The 22,779-nt window shown below is 31.1% G+C and carries 20 protein-coding genes; 3 read left to right on the top strand and 17 right to left on the bottom strand.

Features of this window, described 5'->3' with window-relative positions; translation table 11 throughout:
- Position 1: 1 nt before the first annotated feature.
- Genes secA through H1A07_RS09590 form a run of 4 tightly spaced genes read right to left on the bottom strand, consistent with a single transcriptional unit; the run spans position 2 to position 3,948 of the window.
- Positions 2-2,359 (bottom strand): preprotein translocase subunit SecA, encoded by a 2,358-nt coding sequence (gene secA / locus H1A07_RS09605; RefSeq protein ID WP_420889515.1) that lies wholly within the window; start codon positions 2,357-2,359, stop codon positions 2-4.
- A 7-nt stretch (positions 2,360-2,366) separates the two neighbouring features.
- Positions 2,367-2,531 carry a preprotein translocase subunit SecE gene (locus H1A07_RS09600; protein ID WP_210145525.1) on the bottom strand — a complete coding sequence of 55 codons (165 nt, stop codon included), beginning with the start codon at positions 2,529-2,531 and terminating at the stop codon, positions 2,367-2,369.
- Between the two features lie 3 nt (positions 2,532-2,534).
- On the bottom strand, positions 2,535-3,407 hold the full coding sequence (gene secG / locus H1A07_RS09595; RefSeq protein WP_210145524.1) for a preprotein translocase subunit SecG: 873 nt from the start codon (positions 3,405-3,407) through the stop codon (positions 2,535-2,537).
- Positions 3,397-3,948 carry a hypothetical protein gene (locus tag H1A07_RS09590; RefSeq protein ID WP_210145523.1) on the bottom strand — a complete coding sequence of 184 codons (552 nt, stop codon included), beginning with the start codon at positions 3,946-3,948 and terminating at the stop codon, positions 3,397-3,399. The genes secG and H1A07_RS09590 overlap by 11 nt, the downstream gene beginning before the upstream one ends.
- Before the next feature lie 528 nt (positions 3,949-4,476).
- Between H1A07_RS09590 and H1A07_RS09585 the strand changes: the two genes are divergently transcribed.
- Positions 4,477-5,424, top strand: a complete 948-nt coding sequence (locus H1A07_RS09585; RefSeq protein ID WP_210145522.1) for a C40 family peptidase — start codon at positions 4,477-4,479, stop codon at positions 5,422-5,424.
- Positions 5,425-5,585: 161 nt separating this feature from the next.
- Here the strand turns inward: H1A07_RS09585 and H1A07_RS09580 are convergent, their stop codons facing one another.
- From H1A07_RS09580 to H1A07_RS09560, 5 genes are all read right to left on the bottom strand, one after another.
- A complete protein-coding gene (locus H1A07_RS09580) occupies positions 5,586-5,939 on the bottom strand; it encodes a hypothetical protein (protein ID WP_210145521.1) in 354 nt (117 codons plus the stop codon).
- 114 nt (positions 5,940-6,053) lie between these two features.
- On the bottom strand, positions 6,054-6,662 hold the full coding sequence (locus H1A07_RS09575; protein ID WP_210145520.1) for a hypothetical protein: 609 nt from the start codon (positions 6,660-6,662) through the stop codon (positions 6,054-6,056).
- Positions 6,655-7,137 carry a MerR family transcriptional regulator gene (locus tag H1A07_RS09570; RefSeq protein ID WP_210145519.1) on the bottom strand — a complete coding sequence of 161 codons (483 nt, stop codon included), beginning with the start codon at positions 7,135-7,137 and terminating at the stop codon, positions 6,655-6,657. The genes H1A07_RS09575 and H1A07_RS09570 overlap by 8 nt, the downstream gene beginning before the upstream one ends.
- A 142-nt stretch (positions 7,138-7,279) precedes the next feature.
- Entirely contained in the window at positions 7,280-7,774 is a 495-nt protein-coding gene (locus H1A07_RS09565; RefSeq protein WP_210145518.1) for a hypothetical protein, read from the bottom strand.
- Between the two features lie 7 nt (positions 7,775-7,781).
- On the bottom strand, positions 7,782-8,645 hold the full coding sequence (locus H1A07_RS09560; RefSeq protein WP_210145517.1) for a hypothetical protein: 864 nt from the start codon (positions 8,643-8,645) through the stop codon (positions 7,782-7,784).
- A gap of 151 nt (positions 8,646-8,796) precedes the next feature.
- Between H1A07_RS09560 and H1A07_RS09555 the strand changes: the two genes are divergently transcribed.
- Positions 8,797-9,606 (top strand): site-specific integrase, encoded by an 810-nt coding sequence (locus tag H1A07_RS09555; protein ID WP_210145516.1) that lies wholly within the window; start codon positions 8,797-8,799, stop codon positions 9,604-9,606.
- A 62-nt stretch (positions 9,607-9,668) separates the two neighbouring features.
- On the opposite strand, the gene H1A07_RS09550 is transcribed toward H1A07_RS09555, so the two are convergent.
- The 8 genes from H1A07_RS09550 to H1A07_RS09505 all read right to left on the bottom strand — a co-directional run bounded on the left by H1A07_RS09550 (position 9,669) and on the right by H1A07_RS09505 (position 19,219).
- The gene (locus H1A07_RS09550; protein ID WP_210145515.1) at positions 9,669-11,936 is read right to left on the bottom strand and encodes a type IA DNA topoisomerase; all 2,268 of its coding nucleotides are present in this window, start codon (positions 11,934-11,936) and stop codon (positions 9,669-9,671) included.
- Between the two features lie 108 nt (positions 11,937-12,044).
- Positions 12,045-14,165 carry a hypothetical protein gene (locus H1A07_RS10360; RefSeq protein ID WP_244974200.1) on the bottom strand — a complete coding sequence of 707 codons (2,121 nt, stop codon included), beginning with the start codon at positions 14,163-14,165 and terminating at the stop codon, positions 12,045-12,047.
- Positions 14,166-14,177: 12 nt separating this feature from the next.
- Positions 14,178-15,080, bottom strand: coding sequence for a hypothetical protein (locus H1A07_RS09530; RefSeq protein WP_210145739.1), 903 nt, complete (start codon positions 15,078-15,080; stop codon positions 14,178-14,180).
- A gap of 59 nt (positions 15,081-15,139) precedes the next feature.
- A complete protein-coding gene (locus H1A07_RS09525; RefSeq protein WP_210145736.1) occupies positions 15,140-15,430 on the bottom strand; it encodes a hypothetical protein in 291 nt (96 codons plus the stop codon).
- Positions 15,431-15,486: 56 nt separating this feature from the next.
- A complete protein-coding gene (locus H1A07_RS09520) occupies positions 15,487-16,482 on the bottom strand; it encodes a hypothetical protein (RefSeq protein WP_210145733.1) in 996 nt (331 codons plus the stop codon).
- Between the two features lie 126 nt (positions 16,483-16,608).
- Complete coding sequence (locus tag H1A07_RS09515) at positions 16,609-17,454, bottom strand: hypothetical protein (protein WP_210145731.1); 846 nt, start codon at positions 17,452-17,454, stop codon at positions 16,609-16,611.
- Between the two features lie 239 nt (positions 17,455-17,693).
- Positions 17,694-18,332 (bottom strand): hypothetical protein, encoded by a 639-nt coding sequence (locus H1A07_RS09510; RefSeq protein ID WP_210145728.1) that lies wholly within the window; start codon positions 18,330-18,332, stop codon positions 17,694-17,696.
- A gap of 158 nt (positions 18,333-18,490) precedes the next feature.
- On the bottom strand, positions 18,491-19,219 hold the full coding sequence (locus H1A07_RS09505; protein WP_210145725.1) for a hypothetical protein: 729 nt from the start codon (positions 19,217-19,219) through the stop codon (positions 18,491-18,493).
- 166 nt (positions 19,220-19,385) lie between these two features.
- Between H1A07_RS09505 and H1A07_RS09500 the strand changes: the two genes are divergently transcribed.
- Positions 19,386-22,529: a hypothetical protein gene (locus H1A07_RS09500; protein ID WP_210145722.1), complete on the top strand. Its 3,144-nt coding sequence runs from the start codon at positions 19,386-19,388 to the stop codon at positions 22,527-22,529.
- The last annotated feature ends 250 nt before the right edge of the window (positions 22,530-22,779 follow it).

Genomic DNA, 22,779 nt, shown 5'->3' with positions numbered 1-22,779 from the left:
CCTACTCTCCTTCCGGTAATAATATTTTTGAACGCATGAAAGATCTTGTTACATTTAAATCAATATCACTTAACATCCGCTTATAAAGATCAAATGCTGAACTCTGATATTCTACTAACGGATTGTATTGGCCATACCCACGCAGGGTAATTGATTGTCTTAATTGTTCAATATTATCGATATTGGTCTTCCAATTTTCATTAACAGCTCGAAGTATAATTACTTTTTCCAACTCTAAAAGTTGCTCAGGGTAGTATAATTCGTCCGCTTTTTTCTTATATTCTTTTTTAGCTAAATCCAATAGAAAGACTTTTATTTGTTTTCTATCCATCGTCTCTATTTCTTTTTCTGTTTCTTCATTCAGTGCCATCCCTAGCACACCAGAAATAAACTTAAATAATCCATCATAATCTCTTTTATTATCTGTTTGACAATAAATATTCACATAATGATTAATAGTTCTAGCAAACATAGCTATAAAATAGGATTCAAGAGAGTCAGACATGTTAAGAACTTTTTGTCTTTCAGCATAGATTTTATTTCTTTCCTCACGCAAAACATCATCGTATCTTAGAGTATTTTTACGTTCATCAAAGTTATTACCCTCAATTCGTTTTTGAGCAGCTAAGACTGCACGTAAAACTAGCCTACTTTTGATTGGCTCGTATTCTTGACCACGTGCAACAATATCGTCCTTAATTCGCTGAATTCTATCTGCACCAAAACGTTGTACTAACTCATCATCTAAAGATAAATAGAAACGTGAAACTCCGGGGTCACCTTGTCTCCCAGCTCTACCTCTTAATTGATTATCAATACGTCTAGATTCGTGTTTTTCAGTACCAATAACATATAGACCACCAAGTTCTTTAACACCAGGACCCAGTTTAATATCAGTACCTCGCCCAGCCATATTAGTGGCAATGGTAATTGCTCCCTTTTGACCGGCTAATTTAATGATATCGGCTTCTCTAGCATTATTTTTAGCATTTAATACTGTATGCTTGATGCCTTCATTTTCTAAATAGGAAGAAATCTTTTCAGAATTCTCTACTGAAATAGTACCAACCAAAATTGGTTGCCCTGTCTTATGAACCTGCTTTATTTTAGAAACTACTGCTTTTAGTTTGGCATTTTCTGTTGGATATAGAACATCTTCTAAATCTTTTCTAGCTACTACTCTATTAGTAGGAATCGTAATAACCTCCATATGATAAGTATCATAAAATTCTTCAGACTCTGTAGATGCGGTACCACTCATTCCAGCAAGTTTGTTATACATTCTAAAAAAGTTTTGGTATGTAATATTAGCTTCAGTTCTACTTGCTTTTTGAATTGTTACATTTTCTTTAGCTTCAATAGCTTGATGAAGACCATCAGAATATCGTCTTCCATCCATAATTCGACCAGTAAATTGATCGACAATTAAGACCTCATCATTTTTAACTACATAATCTTTATTCTTCTCCATAGCAATGTTAGCTTTTAGAGCTTCATCTACATAATGGGCATAAACGAATGAATCTGGTCCGTAAATATTTTTTGTTGGAAAATACTTAGTAGCTTTTTTTGCACCCTTCGGTAAAAGCGACACGGTTTTTGTTTCAATATCATATTCAAACTCATCATTTTCCAACGACTTAACAAATTTATCTGCTTGTTTATATAAACTCAAGTAAGACTGGGCTTCCCCAGCAATAATTAATGGAGTACGAGCTTCATCAATTAATATCGAGTCTGCTTCATCTACTATGCAATAATTTAAACCTCGTTGAGCCATACTACTTTTGTAAACCGTCATGTTATCTCTTAGATAGTCAAATGCTAACTCACTGTTAGTAGAATAAGTAATATCACAAGCATATGCTTCTTTCTTTTCACCCACCGAAAGTTTTGGAGAGTTGAGTCCGACAGATAATCCCATCCATTCGAATACTTGTCCCATTTCAAAACGGTCTCTTTCACACAAGTAATCATTAACGGTTACAACATGGACTCCTTTACCAGAGAGAGCATTTAAATATACTGGCATTGTTTCAGTTAAGGTTTTTCCTTCGCCAGTTCTCATTTCCGCTAAATTACCTTCATTCAAAACCAGTCCGCCCATAATTTGCACTGGGTAAGGAAACAAACCAAGAACACGCTTATCAGCTTCTCTAATAGCTGCAAATGCATCTAATTCGATGTCTTTAAGAGTTTCGCCATTATCTAATCGCTGTTTAAATTCTTGAGTAGTATGTCTTAGTTCGTCATTAGAAAGACCTGCATAATACATTGCCTTACTTTCAATTTCCTGAACCTTTTTATTTAATCTCTTTATTTTATGTTTATTATTTTCAACTAAAGTTCTTAAATTCATCAACCAATCACATCTTTCCTACTAATAATTGCCATAAAATATCAAAGATCCAATAGAAGAATCCTCCCACTACCATAGTTAATAAACATAAGCCTGTTACCTTAATTGCACTACTCAATTTTCTCCAAGTACATTTTTTTAACAAGAGATACACATTTTTTAGATATTCCATATTTTAAGAACCTCCTACATGGTTGAAGATGATTAGAGCTAAGATAAGAAGAACAATTGATAGTTCTGTTGTGCGTCTAATGAATAATTGATATCCTCTTGGTTTCGGTAAATTATATAGTTCTGCTCCTCCCGAGGTAGTTAGTGCAGACATGGAATCATTAGACTTATTTGGTTGAAGAAATACACTAGTAATTAAGAAGGCAGAAATTAAAGTGAATAAAATTACCCAACCCCATGAAATATTGACTGCTCTCTTTTGCTTCTTCGGCTTTGCTTTTTGTATTTCAATTCCTAAGTCTTTTTCTGCTTTTGTATATTTTTTATTCTTTTTAGGATTAGTTTTTTTGTCCTTTTTAGTTGGTGTTATTGTTGTATCTTCTGATCCAACTTTATTGCCAGCAGCTTTATCCAAGGCTATTGCTACATTTAAGTACTTATTTTCTTTCCCATTGTATTTAGTCTGGATATTGTAGGCTTCTTCAACTGCCTTATGATAGCTTTGCTTTACATCTGTACTCTTTTTACTTTGTATAATGTCGTTAATATACTCTGTTACTAATTGGTTATACTTATAAGCATCTTTTGGATATGCAGCAGCGTTTGTAGTCACCTTTTTGATTTTATTTTCAGATTCGTTTAGTTTCTTTAGTTGTTCTTTTAAATCGGACTTCTCACTGCTTGTTAAATTGAACGCTTTATTTTTTTGGCTTTTTTGTTTACTTATTACTTCTTGAGTTGTAACTAGTATTTTTGTTGTTTCATTTATCTCTCTATTTAAACTTTCCTTAGATATAAGCTTGGTATTAGTGCATCCTGTAAAAATACTCAGTATTAGTGCCAACAAAAACACTAATTTTAGATTTTTACTTTTCATTAGTTAATACTCCTGTCTTTAAATCTTCCCCATAAGTCTTTTGAAATTTATAACAATAGTCCAGTCCTACTCTACTTTGAAATGAAGCATCAGAGATAAATTTACTAATTCTTTCTTGTGATGAACTATCTTTAAGTCCTTCATCAATATATAAGTAAATTACTTCAAAAATTGATGGAATTCGTTTTGTATATTCGTTATATGTTTTGGCTATTTTTTCCAAGTTATCTACTTCATTTAGGCTGTCTAGTGTTTGGTCGCCTATTTTTATATCTATGTTCACTTCACTACTAAACCGCTCTATAAACAGTCGTAAACATTGATGATGATAATATAAGGGAAGTGTTTGCATCTGCTTTCTTATCTTTAGTATTTCTTGAGTATCAAGACTATTCTTACCAATTTTGTCTAGTATTGAATAAATCGTTAATGCAGGACTTACATTATCTCCAAAATCATTTTTTAAGTATTGACCATATTGTATTAACCCATCTACTAATTCAATACTTGTATCAGCATAAAGGGTTTGTTGCTCATTCATATTTACTCTCCTTAATTCAAAAATCTATCCTAAGTTTATTAAATATTGATATTATTTTTTGATAGCTAATATTTTTAAAAAAATGAACAAAATTTACATTTACATTTTTCTGCTTAAGTTTAGAGATAATATAAGCGGATATAGGAAGAGTACGTCTACTCTTTTATATTTATGATTTTTAAATAACTGTATCGTCGTCATTCACACAAGTAGACCTCTATCTTTATCCGCTATCTCTTTTTTAGATATATATGTTCAATGTTTTCAAACTATTCTCGTCTAGTCTTGATTTTGAAATAAGATTATTATTTTTGAGTTTTTAATTACATTATTCTGTAATCTACTTATCTCAATACGCTTCCCCCTATAGCAAAACAATATCTTTTTCAAATGATTGAGTTTAGGGATGTTCTGTCTTCATTTTTAACTATTATGTCTATTTTCCTTAAACATGATACGTATATATTTTCACTGCTATGTATTGTGTTAGATTTTATTGTCTTTATACTGTTAATTTTTTTGAAAGGAATGAGAACAATTAAATCCTCTAATTTAAAAACTAAAGGTGTGTTTAATCTTGGGCTAGCTTTAACAGCAGGTGCTACTACCGTAGCCGGGCTTTCTACTACTGCTCATGCAGATACTATTGTTCAAGTAAAAGCTGGACAATCTTTAAATAGCATCGCTCAAGATAATAAGATTGATGTCAAAACTTTAGCTGAATATAACAAATTGACTCCTAATTCAATGATTCATCCGGATCAAAAGCTTAAAGTTCCAGATGCACAGGAAACTACTTATACTGTTAAACAAGGTGATACTGTTTCAGAAATCGCTAGAGATAAGAATTTAAAAACTGATGATGTATTGAAACTCAATAATTTATCATGGGAAAATTCGACTATCTACGTTGGCCAGGTTCTAAAACTTAAAGAAACTCCTACTGATACTCCTAACACCAACACTAAGCAAAACGTAGAAAATCAATCTACTAGTCAACAACAAACTGCTCAGGTTCAGACTCAAAACAGTGCTAGTTCACAAAGTGCACAATCCTCTAATACTGTTTCTGCTCCTATCCGTGCAGTTGGTTCTGATGTTTCATCTAAAGCCGCTAATCTCGCATTACAACTAACTCAACACAACATTCCATATGTTTGGGGTGGCGAATCTACTTCTGGAATGGATTGTTCTGGACTTGTTAAATATGTATATGGTCAACTTGGTTATTCTTTACCGCACAACACTGTTGCTCAAGAAGCTTATGTGAATAGGATTAGTACTCCTTCTGCTTCCAGCATTGCTGCTACAGCTAAGCCTGGTGATTTACTATTTTGGGGCGGGCAAGGCGCTTCTTACCATGTTGCAATTTATATTGGGGATGGTAAATACGTTCAAGCACCTACATTTGGACAAAATGTATCAGTCGGTAGTATCTATTCATATACACCACAATTTGTTGGAACATTACGTTAATATCGTACAAATAGAATTAATAAAAAAACCAACCTTTTTACAGGTTGGTTTTTTATCTGTTTTGAAATTCTAAGCAAAGAAAGATCTTACTTTCAGAACTAACACTTTTTCTTATGTTATTTATGTAGGAACATCGGTGAAAAATCACATTCTAGTAGCAATTAGACCTCGTTAAGTCTTATCTTTTGCTTAATAGCTAATCCTAATCCATTAATAGACTCAATTTTTTCAATACTTTTGCTCAAATAAAGAACATATGCAATAGTACTGCAGAGTAGCGCTTTCTCTTTGATATAGGGAACTTCTATAGCTTGGTTAAATACGATGATTTCTTGTTTTTCTTCATAAACTGGAATTCTTATAGTTTTATCTGTAGCAATTTCTTCTAGAATGAACTTCACAATGTTAGCAACAAGAAGTGCATTATTAGCATCTTTTAAAATCGCCATAATACTATCAGTTGCAGGCGACAGAATGTCTTTATTCGTTGTATTTAGCATTATATATTTTGACATAATTCTCTCTTTTCTTTTTTTACTAAATATATAATACTGATTTTTTTAAAAAGATTTACAGTTGTTAAATTCATAGAGAAATTAGCTAAAAGAAGCAGCTTTTGATCGTAAAGTTTACCAATTAATTGTTGAAAGTTTTAATGAAGATAGCAATTCAAAGCTAATAAGATCCATCTCTAATAATTTCTTAAAATCTTCTTCTGTTTTTGTAACTTGGTTGTCTGATAGATACGCTAATGGCATATTTAAAAAAACTTTATACACATACTCTTTTGCCGACTTAATAAATTCTTGAGGTATTGGAGGAATATCTAAAGCCTGCTGTTGCGCATAATCATCGCTTAATAAGTCTCCAAATGCATCTATATCTTGACGTACTCCATACTTCATTAATATGTCTGAAGGCATCTTTTTAAACCATTCAAAAGTTTCTAATTTAACTTTTTTTTCTTTTTTTGCACTTACGGCTTCAAAATCTAAATAAATTTCTTTTCCATAATATTCTGGATCAAAAAGAACTTGGTGAATCATATTTACCTCATATTTAGTCTGAATATCGTAAATAAGCAATTGTCTCCATTGGCTTAAGGTCAATTCAAACGGAGTATAGAGCATCATTTCGGTAATATACTCACTATATCTGCTTTGCAATTCTGCTGCTAAACGTAAAACCCACTTATTTAAAAATCTGTTATTTTCAAGTACTAACTCGTTTTCATCCACTATTTTTTCCCTCACTGTTCAGTAACTTTAGATTTACTTTTTTCTTATGACAAATCAAGCTAAACATTGCGTATATATCTGGCGATCCCAGTATTTCCTTGTTTGGAAGATATACTGTATCTATTCTATCCTCAAGAATTGAATTGATTAAATTATTCAAATCAGTTTTATTTTCAAATTTTAAATTTGAAGAGTAGTCAGTGAATGTCAAATCGATTTTTACATCGCTTTTATTTTGATCTGTTTTACTTCCAGATTGGATACTTTTCAGATATTCTCCCGTCTGGTAAAGAACTATTTTTTTTGGATCTTTTTCAAAAGTAAATAATTTCTTTTTTAATTTTTGTACACTATTATTATCGTAAACATACCGACCATTTGGCAATTTTTTGGCTTTTATTAAGCCTTTATCAACATACCTATAAAATGTAGTTCTGGGAATAGATAGTTCTTTAATTATTTCCGTTGCTTTCATTTCTTTTCTTACCTTTTCGTTTTCTATATTGTACCATTTGTTCCATTTTGTGTCATTTGTTTTTTCTTAGGATAAAAAAACAATCAAACATACTTAGAAACTAAGATAGTTTGATTGCGAAATTTTTGATTGCTACAGTTTTTTAATCTTCTAAATAGTTCGAATCAAATGACCGGGTATTTTCATCATATTTTATTCTACCTTTTAGAATCCCATCTATTTTTGTAATCGTATCTTGAAAATTGTCAGTGTTTAGTATTTTTTCCCATACTGGTATCTTTTCTTTAAGTTCTGTATCTTGGCGAGTGTAAATACTATCTAATTTATTTAGAAAATCTGAAGGTCCGTCTGTTCCTAATACGTTTTCGTATAGGGAGAAGATTTGTTCAAATAGAATAGTTGGATCTATATTAGCTGCAACACCGAATTTAACGAAATTAGATTTCACATTAGGATCAATCCAAAATGTTATAGGTTCAATTTTTGAACTGAAATATAATGTATTATTTTTCAAATAGCAGAAACTTTTTTCAGTTAAATTTTTATTATAAAAGGTAACTAAATCGTCACTATTTAAATTGCCATATGTGTTTATCAATAAATTTGATTTTGCTTTTGTCATTCCATTTTTAGGCATAAACTCCTCAAGATGAATAGCTGAAGTATCGGTTATATAGCGTACCCGGCGCCCCCCCCCATATGACTTTCGTAGCAGCGTTTTCTTTTCCACGTAATAAGAGATTGAAGAGTGTTCTATTATTTTTATCTAAGACTGTTTCTAACGTAAAATTAAAAGTTACTGGAGGTGTTTTGTAATCATATTGTTTAAATTTTGGTGCAACCAATCCCTCTTGGCTTCTTCTAACGGCTTTTAAAAATTTGATTTGTCCATTGTAAAAACCTACAATTGCACAATTAACTCCTTCATCATTTTTATAAAATCCTAAAATTCTTCCTTTTTTTGAATTTCCTACTTTAATCTCTTCAAGGCAATAGAATTTATCGAGAATTCCATATTCTTCATTAACTACGATGCCAACCATTGCAGCATTATTTGACAAAAGCCAAACAAAAAATCTATTTACAAAAGCCTTAATCTTTCTCTTTCGAATATAAGATTGATTAGAATCAAGAAAAATATTAACACCTAAAAAGTCTGCAATAGAATCTTTTTTATTCTCCAACATAAATTTTGTCATTTTATTCTTAGGAAGATGATTTTCTGCCCTAATACTTTCTACTGATACAAAATCTTTTGTAGCTTCAAATTCTTGTTTTAGTAGTTTTTCCAATCGAGGAGATACTTCATTATATGGAGAATATCGTCTATTCAATCTTATGACTTCTACCATAATTTTTTCAAGATTCTTATTTACTCCCACTGCATGGAGCCATTGAGGTATTTTCTTTAATGCAGTTTCAAGCTGTCTTTGATCTAGTTTTAACTCTTCCTGTATATTAATAAGTTGTTTCTTTGAAATTTCCTTTGTGTCTACACTACTTTGCATTTTCAATTCCTTCTTTAACTTTTTATCTATGGTCAAAAATATAATCACTTTTGTCTTATAATATTCTTTTGTAACTTCTGCATATTTATTAGTTATAGAATTTAATATTTTGTTATACTTTCTTTGAATATGTTTTTCAGGAGGTTAAAACATGTATCCCTACAGCAAACAATTCGAATCTTGGGCATATAATGGGAAACACCTTGCACCCCAAACTGTCGAACAAATGTCATTGGCTGTGAATGCCTTTTGGAATTATCATCTAGTCAATGCAGAACAATCTGTTGATATTAAAGATATTAAAGAAGCTGATGTTAGATATTTTTTGACGAATTTAGAAACTAATCAAAATCTAAAATCCTCAACTATTAATAAGTATCTTAGCTACATAAAAAATTACTTTAAATTTCTTTCTCTACAAAATTTCATTGATAATCCTCCAACACTTGCTCTTGATGGAAGATTTACTAGTAGAAAAAGAGAATACATTATCAATTGGACAGATTCACTTGAAGAAATAGCAAAAATTGATTCTATTAATCCTCTTACAGTTAGAATTTTGACGGCTATTTCTTTAGGATTTCTTCCAAAAGATATTTTGAAGCTAAAAAATTCTGATATTGAGGATAAATTAGATAATAGATTACTTAAATCCTATTTTGAAAATACCTCAACTTTTGATTTTTCTAGAGATTCATTTTTTATCACTTCAAAATTTAATAATCCCTATAAATATGAATCCAGTATACAAACTGCTATTCGTAACGATTCTCAGTTTTTACAAATGCCGCTATCTTTATCCTATTTACGTCTAAGTTTTATATATACCAATTTATCTAATTCTGATTTAACCGATAGGGAACAAAAGGATATTCTAAATATCGATGATCGCTCTCTTCTGTATTATAAATCTCAATTGATGAATTATATTAGTTTAAAGCCTTTCAACCTTCCAAATTAATTAATTTAAACAAAAAAACTGTTAAATCAGGATTCTTTTTCCTTGAGTTAACAGTTTTTTCTTTATTTTTTTGAACGTCTAGAAGGTCGTGGATGAGTATCATTTAGAAATTTTATCTCATCTATTTTGACTATCATTCGTTTTTTATCAGCATCATATTTTAATTTAAGTGAAGCATTAAATTTTTTTGTTGCATCTTTACCATATAGTCCCTTTATAACACGAGTACTTTGTTCAGCTAATAGATTTTCGACATCTTTATCAGTTAGCTTTTTATTCATAAAATGCTTCCAAATTACAAAATCACAATCCTCATTAACACAACTATATCTATCCCATTTTCTCTTAGATTTATTATCTTTAATAAATACTACATCCGAATTACATTGTGGACATAATCCAAGTGATTCTTGTGAGTAAAAATTACTTTGAACTCGTTTAAAGTAATCTTTTATTTCATTACTTGACCATTCGTTCTCCACTCTTTTTATATCGTTTATTACCAATCTTTCTGTACTAGAAATCAGTTTTTGCGCATTTCCTTCACCTTGTTTTATTTTGTCATATTCTTGTTCCCACTTTGCAGTCAATACTGGGCTGCTTAGTTCTGTATCTCTTAATAGATAGTTGATTAACAAACCATTGGCTGTAACTGATATTTCTTCGTTAGAATTAATTGTTATGTATTTTTTATTAATCAAGCTTTCAACGATTGTATCTCTAGTTGCAGATGTCCCAATTCCTTTAACATCTTTTAGTATTTTAATAAAGTCTTTATTCTCCACAAATTTATAGGCTTGTTCCATTAAGCCTCCTGCATCATATATATCGATAATTTTTAGTGGCTTCAATGGATGAGTTTTTGAGACATCGGTATGGAATGCTAATTTTATTTCATCACCATTTTGTACATAGTGAGTAAAATCTATTGTTTTTTCTTCTTTATCTATTTTTTTCTTCTTTTTTTTATCTACTGGAAGTATATTTTTCCATCCTAAGTCCAGTACTCCACTATTTGAAGACTTAAATATAGCTTTTCCACTTTGTACTTTGATTGTGTTAGATATGTATTTATAAGGTGGCATTCTTACAGTCAATGCATATCGCACAACAACCTCGTACATTTTTCTCTGGTCTTCTGTCACATCGGCATTCTCATCCATTATCTGTTCTGTTGGAATTATACCTAGGTGCGCTGGATCGGCATCATCTGAAACAATATATTTCTTTAATTTATTTTTCGGAATATCATAGGATTCTAGTTTTTTCTCTTCTCCAATTGCGCTTAAATACGCATTCATATTTTCTCCTAAGTACATATATTGATATTTTGTTATCTGCCCAGCATCGGTTCTAGGATATGTCTGATAGTGTTCATCGTAGTTTAATTGCATTATTTTTTTGGACTTTGCTTCAGACCATCCATATGCTTTATGCATAGCCTTATAGAGTCCTCCTTTAGTTAACAAAACAGGAGGATATTGCTCTTTTATATCTTTTCCAACATCAATTACTTGACCAATTTGATTCTTTTGCGTTAGATTAGCGTCTTTTATTTTTTTTAGGTATGTAGCTTTAGCATCCATACCTACCTCTCTAATGTCAGAGGTTAAATCAAAAGTATTATTATTAATACTTGCTTTAGCTTTTAATTGAAATATAGGTTCTTCCTTAAAATTTTCAATTTTTTCATTCCATTTACAAATCATACCTAGAGTTGCATTCAAAGCCCGTCCAACTGCATAATTGCCAAAAATACCCATCTGAGCAAGTTTACCGCTATATAAACGGCTCAAGTTCATACCTATCAACCAATCTGATCGACCTCTTGCAATGGCTGCTTGTGCTTGCTTCCAAGTAGAATCAATTGACTGGATATTTTTAAATTGTCTTTGGACAGCCTTTTCATCTAAAGCTAGTGGGAAAGCTCTTTCTACACGTTTATTTAACGCACCACAAAATCTAAGAATGTTGAAAGCAATTGCCCCTCCCTCATTATCTGGATCTGTAGCGACAATTATTCTGTTAGCTTTTTCTATTTCTTGTCTAATAACGTGATATACATACTGTTTATCTTTCGGAATTTCATATTTGTATTGTTTTGGAAAAATTGGCAATGTACTTAAATCTCTTCTATCTTTATATTTTTCATCATAAGCTTCCGGTTCACACAATTCTAATAGGTGTCCTCTAGCTCCAACGATAACGGTATTTGAATCTAAAGGAGTTTGTCCTTTTGCAATGAAATCTTTTGATGAGTGTTTTATTCCAAACGCATTCATATATGATCTTGCTTGATCCGGTTTTTCCGCTAATATTAGTGTCGTCATTTTTTACCTTTCTAAAAATTCCTCAAATGATTAATAATCAACTGAGGAATTTTTATTATACTGATTTAAACTTATCTTCTGTCTTAATTACGTATTTAATCTTTGAAATCATACTTGAGTAATCTTAACTACAACTACTCTTTCTGGCCATTGTAATAATTGAGTCGTATCTACTACTTCATAGTCGCTAGGAATATTACTAATATTTACTTGGTTATTAGTCTTTGTTAAAGTTGCTGTTCCTACTTCTTGGCCGTCTTTAGTAACTAAATTTACTGTCTTACTTGAACCATTAGGTATTTTATTTACTGGTACCTCAGTATTTGACGTACCATTACTTTCTACTACTACTTTATCTGGCCATTGTAATAGTTGACTCGTATCTTTTACTTCATAGCCGCTAGGAATATTACTAATACTTACTTGGTTATTATTTTTAGTTAAAGTTGCTGTTCCTACTTCTTGGCCGTCTTTAGTAACTAAATTTACTGTCTTACTTGAACCATTAGGTATTTTATTTACTGGTACCTCAGTATTTGACGTACCATTACTTTCTACTACTACTTTATCTGGCCATTGTAATAGTTGACTCGTATCTTTTACTTCATAGCCGCTAGGAATATTACTAATACTTACTTGGTTATTATTTTTAGTTAAAGTTGCTGTTCCTACTTCTTGGCCGTCTTTAGTAACTAAATTTACTGTCTTACTTGAACCATTAGGTATTTTATCCGCTGGCACTTCTGGATTTGACGTACCATTACTTTCTACAACTACTTTATCTGGCCATTGTAATAGTTGGCTCGTATCCTTTACTTCATAGCCACTAGGGATATTACTAATATTTACTTGGTTATTAGTCTTTGTTAAAGTTGCTGTTCCTACTTCTTGGCCGTCTTTAGTAACTAAGTTTACTGTCTTACTTGAACCATTAGGTATTTTATCTGCTGACACTTCTGGATTTGATGTGCCATTACTTTCTACAACTACTTTATCTGGCCATTGTAATAGTTGACTCGTATCTTTTACTTCATAGCCGCTAGGGATATTACTAATGCTTACTTGATTATTATTTTTAGTTAAAGTTGCTGTTCCTACTTCTTGACCGTATTTAGTAACTAAATTTACTGTCTTGCTGGAACCATTAGGTATTTTATCTGCTGGTACTTCTGTTGGGTTATCCGGATTTACTGGCTTATCTGGGTTATCCGGGTTTACTGGCTTGTCTGGATTATCTGGATTTACTGGCTTGTCTGGGTTATCCGGGCTTACTGGCTTGTCTGGATTATCCGGATTCACTGGCTTATCTGGGTTATCCGGGTTTACTGGCTTGTCTGGGTTATCCGGGTTTACTGGCTTGTCTGGATTATCCGGATTCACTGGCTTATCTGGGTTATCCGGGTTTACTGGCTTGTCTGGATTATCCGGATTCACTGGCTTATCTGGGTTATCCGGATTTACTGGCTTATCTGGGTTATCCGGATTTACTAGCTTGTCTGGATTTACTGGCTTGTCTGGTGTAATAGGTGTTACCGGCTGATTGGAATTTGTTGGCTTATCGGAATTAGGATTTTTGTCATTAGTTTTATCAACCAGTGGAATAGGCTTAGGTTGATTATCGTCTTTTGTTATCTTTGGTTCCTCTTCATCTTTTGAATTTCCAATTTTTTCAGCGAAGTTTTTGCTCTTATCTGCTAACTTTGATAAGTCATCTAATGAATTATCAGAGACCTTTTTAGCATTATTCTTATTTGAAACATTAATTAAATCATCCAACGAATTATTTTGAGACTTTTTATTGTTGCTTTCATTATTTTTATCATTCATGGATGTTAATAATGAATTTAAAGTTTTAGACCCTTTGTCTTCTTTATTTTTTTTCTTATCTTTCTTATGTTGTGACTTAGTTGATTTTGAATTGTTATTTGACTCAAAATCATTGTTTTCGGAAGAGTCTTTTGCTTTTTCTGAATTTAGTGGTTCTGTTGTTCCATTATGGGTCATTATATATCCTGCTGATCCAATTAATGCTAAGCCAGCCGCAGCTGCAGCTCCTCCTTTAATGACTTTAGTATTAGCATCATTTTTTGATTTATTCTTTTTAGGATTTTTATTATTTTTCTTTGTTTTATTTGTTTGAGGTTTATGTACTTTTATATTGCTAGATTTATTTTCTAAATCATTTTTACCTTGAGATCTTAAATATTTTTCTTTGTTAACTGGTTTCATCTTTTTTCCCCCTTAAAGTCTATCCATATGACGTTTATTTTCTGCTATTTGTTCTTTTGCTTTTTCTAAATCGTCTCCTTTTAACTCTCCTTTTTTAATTTTTTGTTCCAAAATAGTATTAGCATCGAAGAAGTCCTTATAGACCTTTATCCTTTTGGTCAAAGCTGAATTATTTAATGGTTCAGCCACTTTTAAAGCCTTATCTTCTTGACCATTTTTCATTAATGAATAAGCAACCATAATCCTTCGTGGTGTATTCAATTCTACCAAGTTAGAATTGTCAGAAGTGTTATAAATATAAGCTGCTTTATCATATTTTTGTTCAAAATAATAATTATCAAATCGAATAGGATCTGAAGTATTATATTCCATTATTTTTTTTACTATTTTTGCTTTATCCTTAATCTCTGTATCAGACAAAACTTTATTTTCTATCTCTACTCCCCTATCAGGATATAATTTGACAGCTTTTACATACTGCTTTTTAGATAATAAATCTTGATAAGAAGTTGTAGATTGATTAGTAGCCGCTCTATCTGTATTTGTACTATAAAAAGTTCGAAATGCTCCTATGAGTAAAAGCATTATGAGTCCAATCAAAACAAATGGCTTAAGATTGAGTTTCTTTTTTTTCTTTATTGGTGGCTTTTGACTTTTTTTGACTTTCTTATAAGCAGTCTTTTTCTTGTCGGAATCTATTTTCTTTTTGGCAATTACTTTTTCTTTCGCAGGATCAGGATTAAGTTTTTTTCTCTCTTGGTTTTTAGAAACAGTTTGTAACGCATTGTTTTTCTTTTTTTCATCATCTTTATTTTTTTCTGCAATATTAATTCGTGTATTTTCTTTTGTAGATAAATACGGTGCAACATTAGAAATACTAGATGGTTTGGATAACTGTTTCGCTACAAGAGTCAAATCAGTATTTCCATTCGGTGAGTAAAATATATCCCAAACATTTAATACAGCTAGTTGATTTAAAAAACTGAGGAATTTTGACTTGTTGCTTGAACTGCAATACGTATTTGATTTAGGCGTACATTCTCTTTTATTTTGTAAATCATATCTACTATTTCATTTTCTTTTTCTTTCATAGTAGAGCCATCAAATCGTGTTGCACGAATATTTAAGTAAAATATGTCAGGTTGGTATCTTTCTAAAGCTTGTATCAAATTATGAAATAAAGGAACTGATTTATCCATAACTGATAATCGCTGAGAATTACTCATAAGTGTATGTCGATATAAATTTGCTGTTACATCATCCATCCCTAACAGTAATGTAAACATATTTATTTCTCACCCCCTCTTTTGGTATTAACCCTTTAAGTAATAATAAGAATGTTTTTAGCTGGAACTCCGAGTTTTCTTTTTAAAGTTAGAGTTAAAGCATATTGAATAGCCGAGATTTCGTTTTTCTCAATAGTTCTAAGACCATCAAGAGGAGGTTCAATTAGAGAGAAGCGAATTTCACCCAAATATACTATTTCATCATCTTCAAAACTAGATAAGTTTTCCAGCATTTGCTGATAAACAATAGCACCTACTTCTGCATAATTTTTTATTTCTTTGATAGTCAATTGATGTATCAAAAAAGTACCAATTAATTTTTTAGAAACGTCGTGTCCATAGGTACTATCCCAATGAATATCCCACTCTTCGAACCTAGGACTTTCCATCACAAAAGTAGCAGAAAAAGCAGGAGTAATTTGAAAACTATCATTTAAATCAACGCTAGTAATTCTTGAAACAGCAAGATCTTTTTTTTGCACTTGGACAATCTGTTCAGTGATTTGTTCATATGCAATCTCGCATCCCTTTTTAAAGAAAATCTTTGCAAGATCCATAATTTTAAATAATCCATTTTCAAAATTATCTCTAGTGTAATTAATTAAAAGCTCAACTTGACTTCTTCTCAGATTTTCATTGTAAACATCCTCAGAAATGAGATTATCTAGCTTAAATAGAAACACATCCTTAGCACTTTTTTCAGCAAAAATAGACTCATCAAACGTTTGTGAATTTCGACTATTCATTAGAAGAATTAAAAAAGCAGTTTGATGACCTTTATTAAAGGCATAGTGCATGGCATTTCTAAATAAATCATCTTCAGATTTAAAAATATCTTCTTTTTGTTTGTTCTCTAACTTTTTAAATGAATCATCCTGATTATCTTCATTACGAAGAAAAGATTGAAATAAAATTGAATAATATTCGACACTATCAGAAAGTCTAGGATCATTATTGTGATAGTAATCTTCAAGAAACTTAGCTTCTTTTTCAGCAATTTCAGAATTAGTAAATTTTTTTCCAGCGATCATAAGAGCCTACCTTCTTTAATATGATGTACTTATCTTAGCGTTATAAAGGTAAGCATAGATAATTTGCTCAACATAGATTTTTTTCACACAAAAAAACAACGAACAAAATTGTTCGTTGTTAAGAAACTATAAACTACTATTAAAAGCCTTTTTTAAAGTATCATTAGAAACAATAGTTTCTTCCTTAGGTTGATTTTTATTCTCAAAGCCTACAAAGTGATTTTGAGGATTTTCCGGAGCTGGATAATCCGGTTCTATAGGTTCAGAAGAAATTGTACTTTTTGACTGTTGAACTATCTGTTCAGATTGGTTCTCATTTTTAGAATCATACAATTGACTTAGTAGTTCATATTTTTCTTCTTTAGATAAAGTATAATCAGCCATAATTTCATTTGCATCCTTATATTGATGTTTAATTTGACTCGCTTCAGCAAATGCTTCTTGTGCTCCACGAGATATTGTCTTGTAAGGGTTAACTGTAATTGCATCTACTTCAATGTACCAAAATCCCATTCCTTTTGAAGGATTATTGGGGTTTCGTTGAGAAAAGCTAATAATAGTACCAGAGCCCGAAACTCTGTCACCCTTATGTAAGCGAGAAACTGATTTTTTTGAAGCGGCATCTTTTAATACTAAACGATATCGAGAACTTCTTTTATGAAATTCACCGTTAGCATCATAATATGCTTTAACTGTTGAGATTACATTTATCTGTGCGTAACATGCATCATCAAAAACAGGATCCACATTTTGTTTAGTCAGCTTTTTACCATCTTTCTTGTTATAAAAAAAGATAGGATCGTCAGCTAGTTCACCTGCAAAATCAGCTTTTAAATAATCTTGAAAACCTGCACCACCAAAAGTAAATAGTTCTGGGTCTAATTCATAAACAGCCTTTTTACTACTCTCTAAAATTTGTTTACCTTCTTTAGTATCCGCATTAATAGCTACATATTTAATATTTTGTTTCATTATTTTTTCTCCTTATAAAACACAAAAAGAGACTTAAATATTAATTTAAGTCCCTTTCTAATAACTGGTTATTTACTACATAAATAACCATACAACATAACAATAAAAAATAAACAATACATTATCAAAACTCAAAACAAGTGAGTTCAAAACAAATAAGTAAGACGAATTACTTAAAAATCAAAATGATAAATGAAATGTTTTATCACTAGTATTTTACCATTTTTCAAACAAGTAGACTATTTATCTTTTGGATTTAAATCATCTTCAAATGCTTTTTTCATCTCATCCAAACTTCGAAATATATCATCATCTTTTTGCTTTTCTAAACTATTTTCCGACTTCTTACTTGAAGTTCCATTCAAATCATCAATAAGCACTGCTAATTCAGGGAACTTTTTAGGGTCGTATTTATTTCCTTTGGAATCAACGATAATATACCCAGTTGGAACATCATTAGGATCATTCAAGGGATATTCCTCAAACATTCTAATAGCATCTTCTTCTGATATCTCATTACTAGAGTATTCATCGGGCATTACTGAAAGCTCTGGATGTTTCCCAGTGTCTATAACATTACCTTCTCTATCCACAATGGTGTATTCATTTGGTAAATGATTATCTTCCATTCCATCATAAGGTGGCATTTCATCCAAAATACGATGAATTTTTTTCTTAGTTTGCTTTTTATCGTTTTGTTTATTATTCATACTCACTTTTACAATACTCCCTACTTCTATGTTTTCTTTTTGTCCGAATATATTCTCAACTTCAATATAATCGTTTGTATCAAGATAATTCAATATTACTATAGCGTCCTCTTTACTTTGTAGGTTTATATCATAATATTCTCCTACTAATGTCGAATATTTAATCATATTTTTTTCCTTTCTTTTCTAAGAAAAGAATATCAAAAATTGATAGGCTAAAACTAAAATGCACCGACATTTTTATTCTTATTAGATTAAGATTCAACCAAACTAACGTGAGCAAGATTTCTTCTGCTCACGTTAGTTTTTATATCTGAATTATTTTATTATTCATGCTCACTTTTAATTGTTAAACGATAAGCTTTAAATGCAGATCGTCTATATTTTGAATATATTTTTTTATTTTTATAAGCTGCCTTATATTCCAATCTGCTGGGTACAGATCTATATTTCTGAGGAATTAATTCAAGATCTATTCCCAATTCTGAAAGTTGACTATATAACTTATTGTCCAGTGTAGCATATACAATAATTTGTTTATCTATTTGTTTTTCTACTAGCGCTAAATTCGATATATATTTTTTAAGTGTTTTAAGGTCATTTTCTGTCAATGGTAGATTTGGCTCTTTCTTTGATCCAAATATTTCCCATAGGTCTATTAAAAGTCCTTTATCTTCTGTAAAGACTAATTCTAATGACATATCTGTTTCGTTAATTCTATAAACTCCGTCATAGATATGCCATGCTTTAGAAATATATCCATTCAAAGCTATTTTTTTCATTATTGATTTAGAATCTCTTTTTATCAAGTTAGACTTTGAAGTAACTACATAGTAAAGGATAAAATATCCCATCATCAAAACAAAAGTTAAATTGACGATTTTTGAACTTAACTGTAGTGGCATTAAAATTGTCGACAATGCGATTACTATTATCAAGACTAAATACGCTCTTAACCTTTTTAAAGCCTGCTTATACGAATGGTAATTAGTATAGTGTAACAACCGGTAAATAAAGTAAGAAAATGCTGCTTTTTTGCTATTATTTTTATCCATTTATCTTTTCTTTCTCTTTTTTATTTTTCAAACTTCTATATACTCCATTTTTCATCGTTATTATGAGCTGTTTTTGTTGGTTTAATGCACTTTTTAGCAATGTAGCTATTTTTTTCGGCAAAGTATTACTCTTATCTCATATTAAATTTATATAGGAGTGATTTTAGTGTATTTATATTCTACTAAGCGACACAAGACACCAATCAAATTATCTGAATCTCATATTCTTCTTTTAAGATCTATTGATAGTCTTGGTTTCTTAAATTATAACCAGTTAAACATGATTTGGTCTGTTATCCTCAAATCTCCATCTATTTTCTCAAAGTCCACCCTATCTTCTTGGACTTCTTATGATGGTTTACTTAAATGTGTCCCCAAATCAAAAGCTAAATCTCTTTCCAGCGTCAAAAGGTCTGTTTATGTTTTAACCCCTTCTGGTAAGAAATGGCTTGCTGCTAATGGTTTTATAGACCATTCAGATGATATTCCCCACATTAATTCTCATAATGAACAAGCTATAGAAACAGTTGTACAAGGAGTGTATGCAGCAGCATTTAAGTTTAGAGAATTAGGTTCTTCCCATGCTATTTATCAATCTTTTGTTGACCATTCTAATATAGCTTTTGATTACATCAGTTCAGTTATTAATAGGTGCCAAATAATTGGGCGAACAAAGGTGCCACTTACTGAGCGTAAATCTGAAGTGCCAAAGATGAGTGTAGAAATAGGTGCCAATAATGGGCGAAAAGTATTGCCACAAAGCGTATCTAATCTTCTTTCTAGTATTGATTCTTACGTAGAGATATCCCATCTCTCCAATGTAACTATTAATACTTCTATTGCATTGTATTCCTACCTCATTCCTCTTTTACTTGTGGAGGGCATACTAAACAAAGATGATATTAATACCTTACTTGGCTATTTTTCTATAAAGCTCTCTAAAAATGGAACTTCGATTCATCTTAACAACACTTCACAACTAACGAATATTGATTCTTTTATTTTTTCTTCTTCCACTACAAAAGGTAAAGACGACAAAGAAAGCTTATCCAGATCTTCCTTGCATAGAAATACTTTTAGTAAGCTTGTTGCTGATACCGTAGGTAAGAATATTCTTTCAAGTAACCCATATTACTGGCACCTATTATTGGTTCACTCTACTTTGCTACCTAATTCCTTTATTGCATATTCTCCGTTAGCTATCAAAATGATTTCATGTATGATTCAAAATGATTTCAATATGCTTTCAACTATAGTTCAATATTCTTTCAATAGATCTTTTAAATCACTTTCATCAATCTATTTACTTAAAGGTAATGTTCTTACTTCCTACCCTTTAAGTAAGTTAAAAGCACGCTCACCGTATATATTGAAGCACCGTATTCGCTCCGCTGGCCGGGGGCGGAACTATGCTTCAAATATGTTTGATATTTACTTGAAGTATTATTTAAATCGTTCTGATATCTCTTTGAACGATGATTTAATCAACTATCAGGATAATCTTGATTCTTTGCTTACAGAAAAAGGCTCTAATAAAGAGCCTTTAAGCAACTATGAAGTTAGTTCTTCAAATACGATAAATAATGCACCTTCTTCACAAAGCTTATTTAACGTTAATTTAGATACATGGGTGCGATATAGTTATCAGCACTGGTCTTTTATTATAGATATTAAGCTTGCTAATAACACATCCCTTTTTGGTGTTTCTCTTGATACTCCATACTCTTCTTTGTCAGTAGATCAAAAGTGCATTTTGTTAATAGCTGGTTTAATCAATGCGTGCATTAATAAGGTATATGATAATTCCTCTCCCCTCTATCAGCCACAAGAAAGTAACATTATCGATAATCAACGTATTAATAAGCTTGATATCTTTTCGAAAGAAATCTTATATAACTCCAGATTCAATTTTAAAGATATAGACTTACGCAGTTTCAACCGTCAATTTGGGTATTCATTCGGGGATGTAAAGAGTTTACCTTTTATAGCTGATATGATGTTATCGTTTTACGGAAATATAAACCAAAGGAAACATGAAATTTTTGTAGAATTAGACAATCGGACTGAGGGTAATTCAACACAAATCCAAAAAATATTAAATTATATTTGGTATGCACTAGATCATCCCAAAAAAGATATTAGTATGATTATTTCAATAACGGATGGGTCTCTCTCTTCTAAAAGAGTTGAAAATTATACAAATATAGGTCGTAAACTAGGCAATCTTGCTTCTAAGTTTATCCATTCTTATATAAGGGATGCCAATGATAAAAAGATATATTTGCTGTCTCTCCATAATAAAGCTACTAACTTAAAGATATATCTATCTGGCGTGTCAGAAAGTTATCTTGATATATCCCAAGCTTTACTCGGTAGCAACTTTACCTCTTCTAATCTTCTTTCCTTAAATACGATAGTCTCCCAATTGAATACTCATACAGAATGGAAAGTACAGTTCAAACCGAATGAATCTTTTAAGGCTCTCCAGAGTGATCCTGAGCTTATGTTTCTTTCTGAACTTGATATCCGTAAGTCTGTTTCTAATAGAGAGAGCAAGGGCATTTATCGCTTCATGCCTTCTTCTATTACGAATAATAATTACATTGGGGATTTATCCTTTAAACAAGGAACTGTTTCTAACTCTCAAGCGGTTTTATTTTGTCAGGAGCACAGTTTAGATAGTATTGCTGCTACTTATCGTCTTTATTCTGAGAAAAATAACTTTTCTTTTTTCAATCTCTTTAGCTACCGTACCAGTTACTTTACGGCAATTTCATTACCGGAATATAGTAAAAAATATTCATATCTAGATTTTTTTGTTCCTGTACTACCCTATTATTTTCAACCTCGTACTTATTCAGATATCTCCTTGATGTATGAATTGCGTCTTCTTACCATTCAATACTGTAAAGATATCTTTAATTACTTTAGAAAAGGATCAATCAACAAAGCCGCTGCCAATAACAACGTGAAATATTCTTCTCACATTTTCAAATTACTACTTCCTAGTGAAGATTTACCACGCCCTTATAGTGTCTTACATCAGTTAGCTTTAGACTTCGATAATGCTGAGGATTTTGCTAGTCAGTTGCGATTAGATGAAATCCCGTTCGATTTATACTCACATCTTTTGAAAAGATGGCCACAAGGGATGTATAATTTGCCACGTTTCATCCCCTTAGGGTATATTAAAAATCCGCTTCTTTGGGATGTACTTAAACCTTCTGATAGCTATATTTTTACTGATTTTATTCATCCTCTTAATTCAACGATTCCTTTATCTAGAAGTAAGATCCAATGGAATATTTAAAGTTTTAACAATTACATCCTGTTGTTGTCAGCGTGCTATTATTTCCATAGTATCAAAGCAATGTTTTCTTGCTAATGTAAATCAAATCTAAAAACAAAAATTCTAAAATTTTTAAATAACTGCCAAAACGCAAATAGCTTACTATCATTCAAAGAGCTATTTAAATTTTTTGATGCATTTAATTCTCCTTTTGATTTTTGATTTTTTTGACCATTAGTATTTGATTTTTAGTATATGAATGTCCCTTCTA

This window comes from Lactobacillus taiwanensis (assembly GCF_017894345.1).
GTDB classification, from domain to species: domain Bacteria; phylum Bacillota; class Bacilli; order Lactobacillales; family Lactobacillaceae; genus Lactobacillus; species Lactobacillus taiwanensis.
This window is presented reverse-complemented; position numbering and strand designations above follow the sequence as displayed.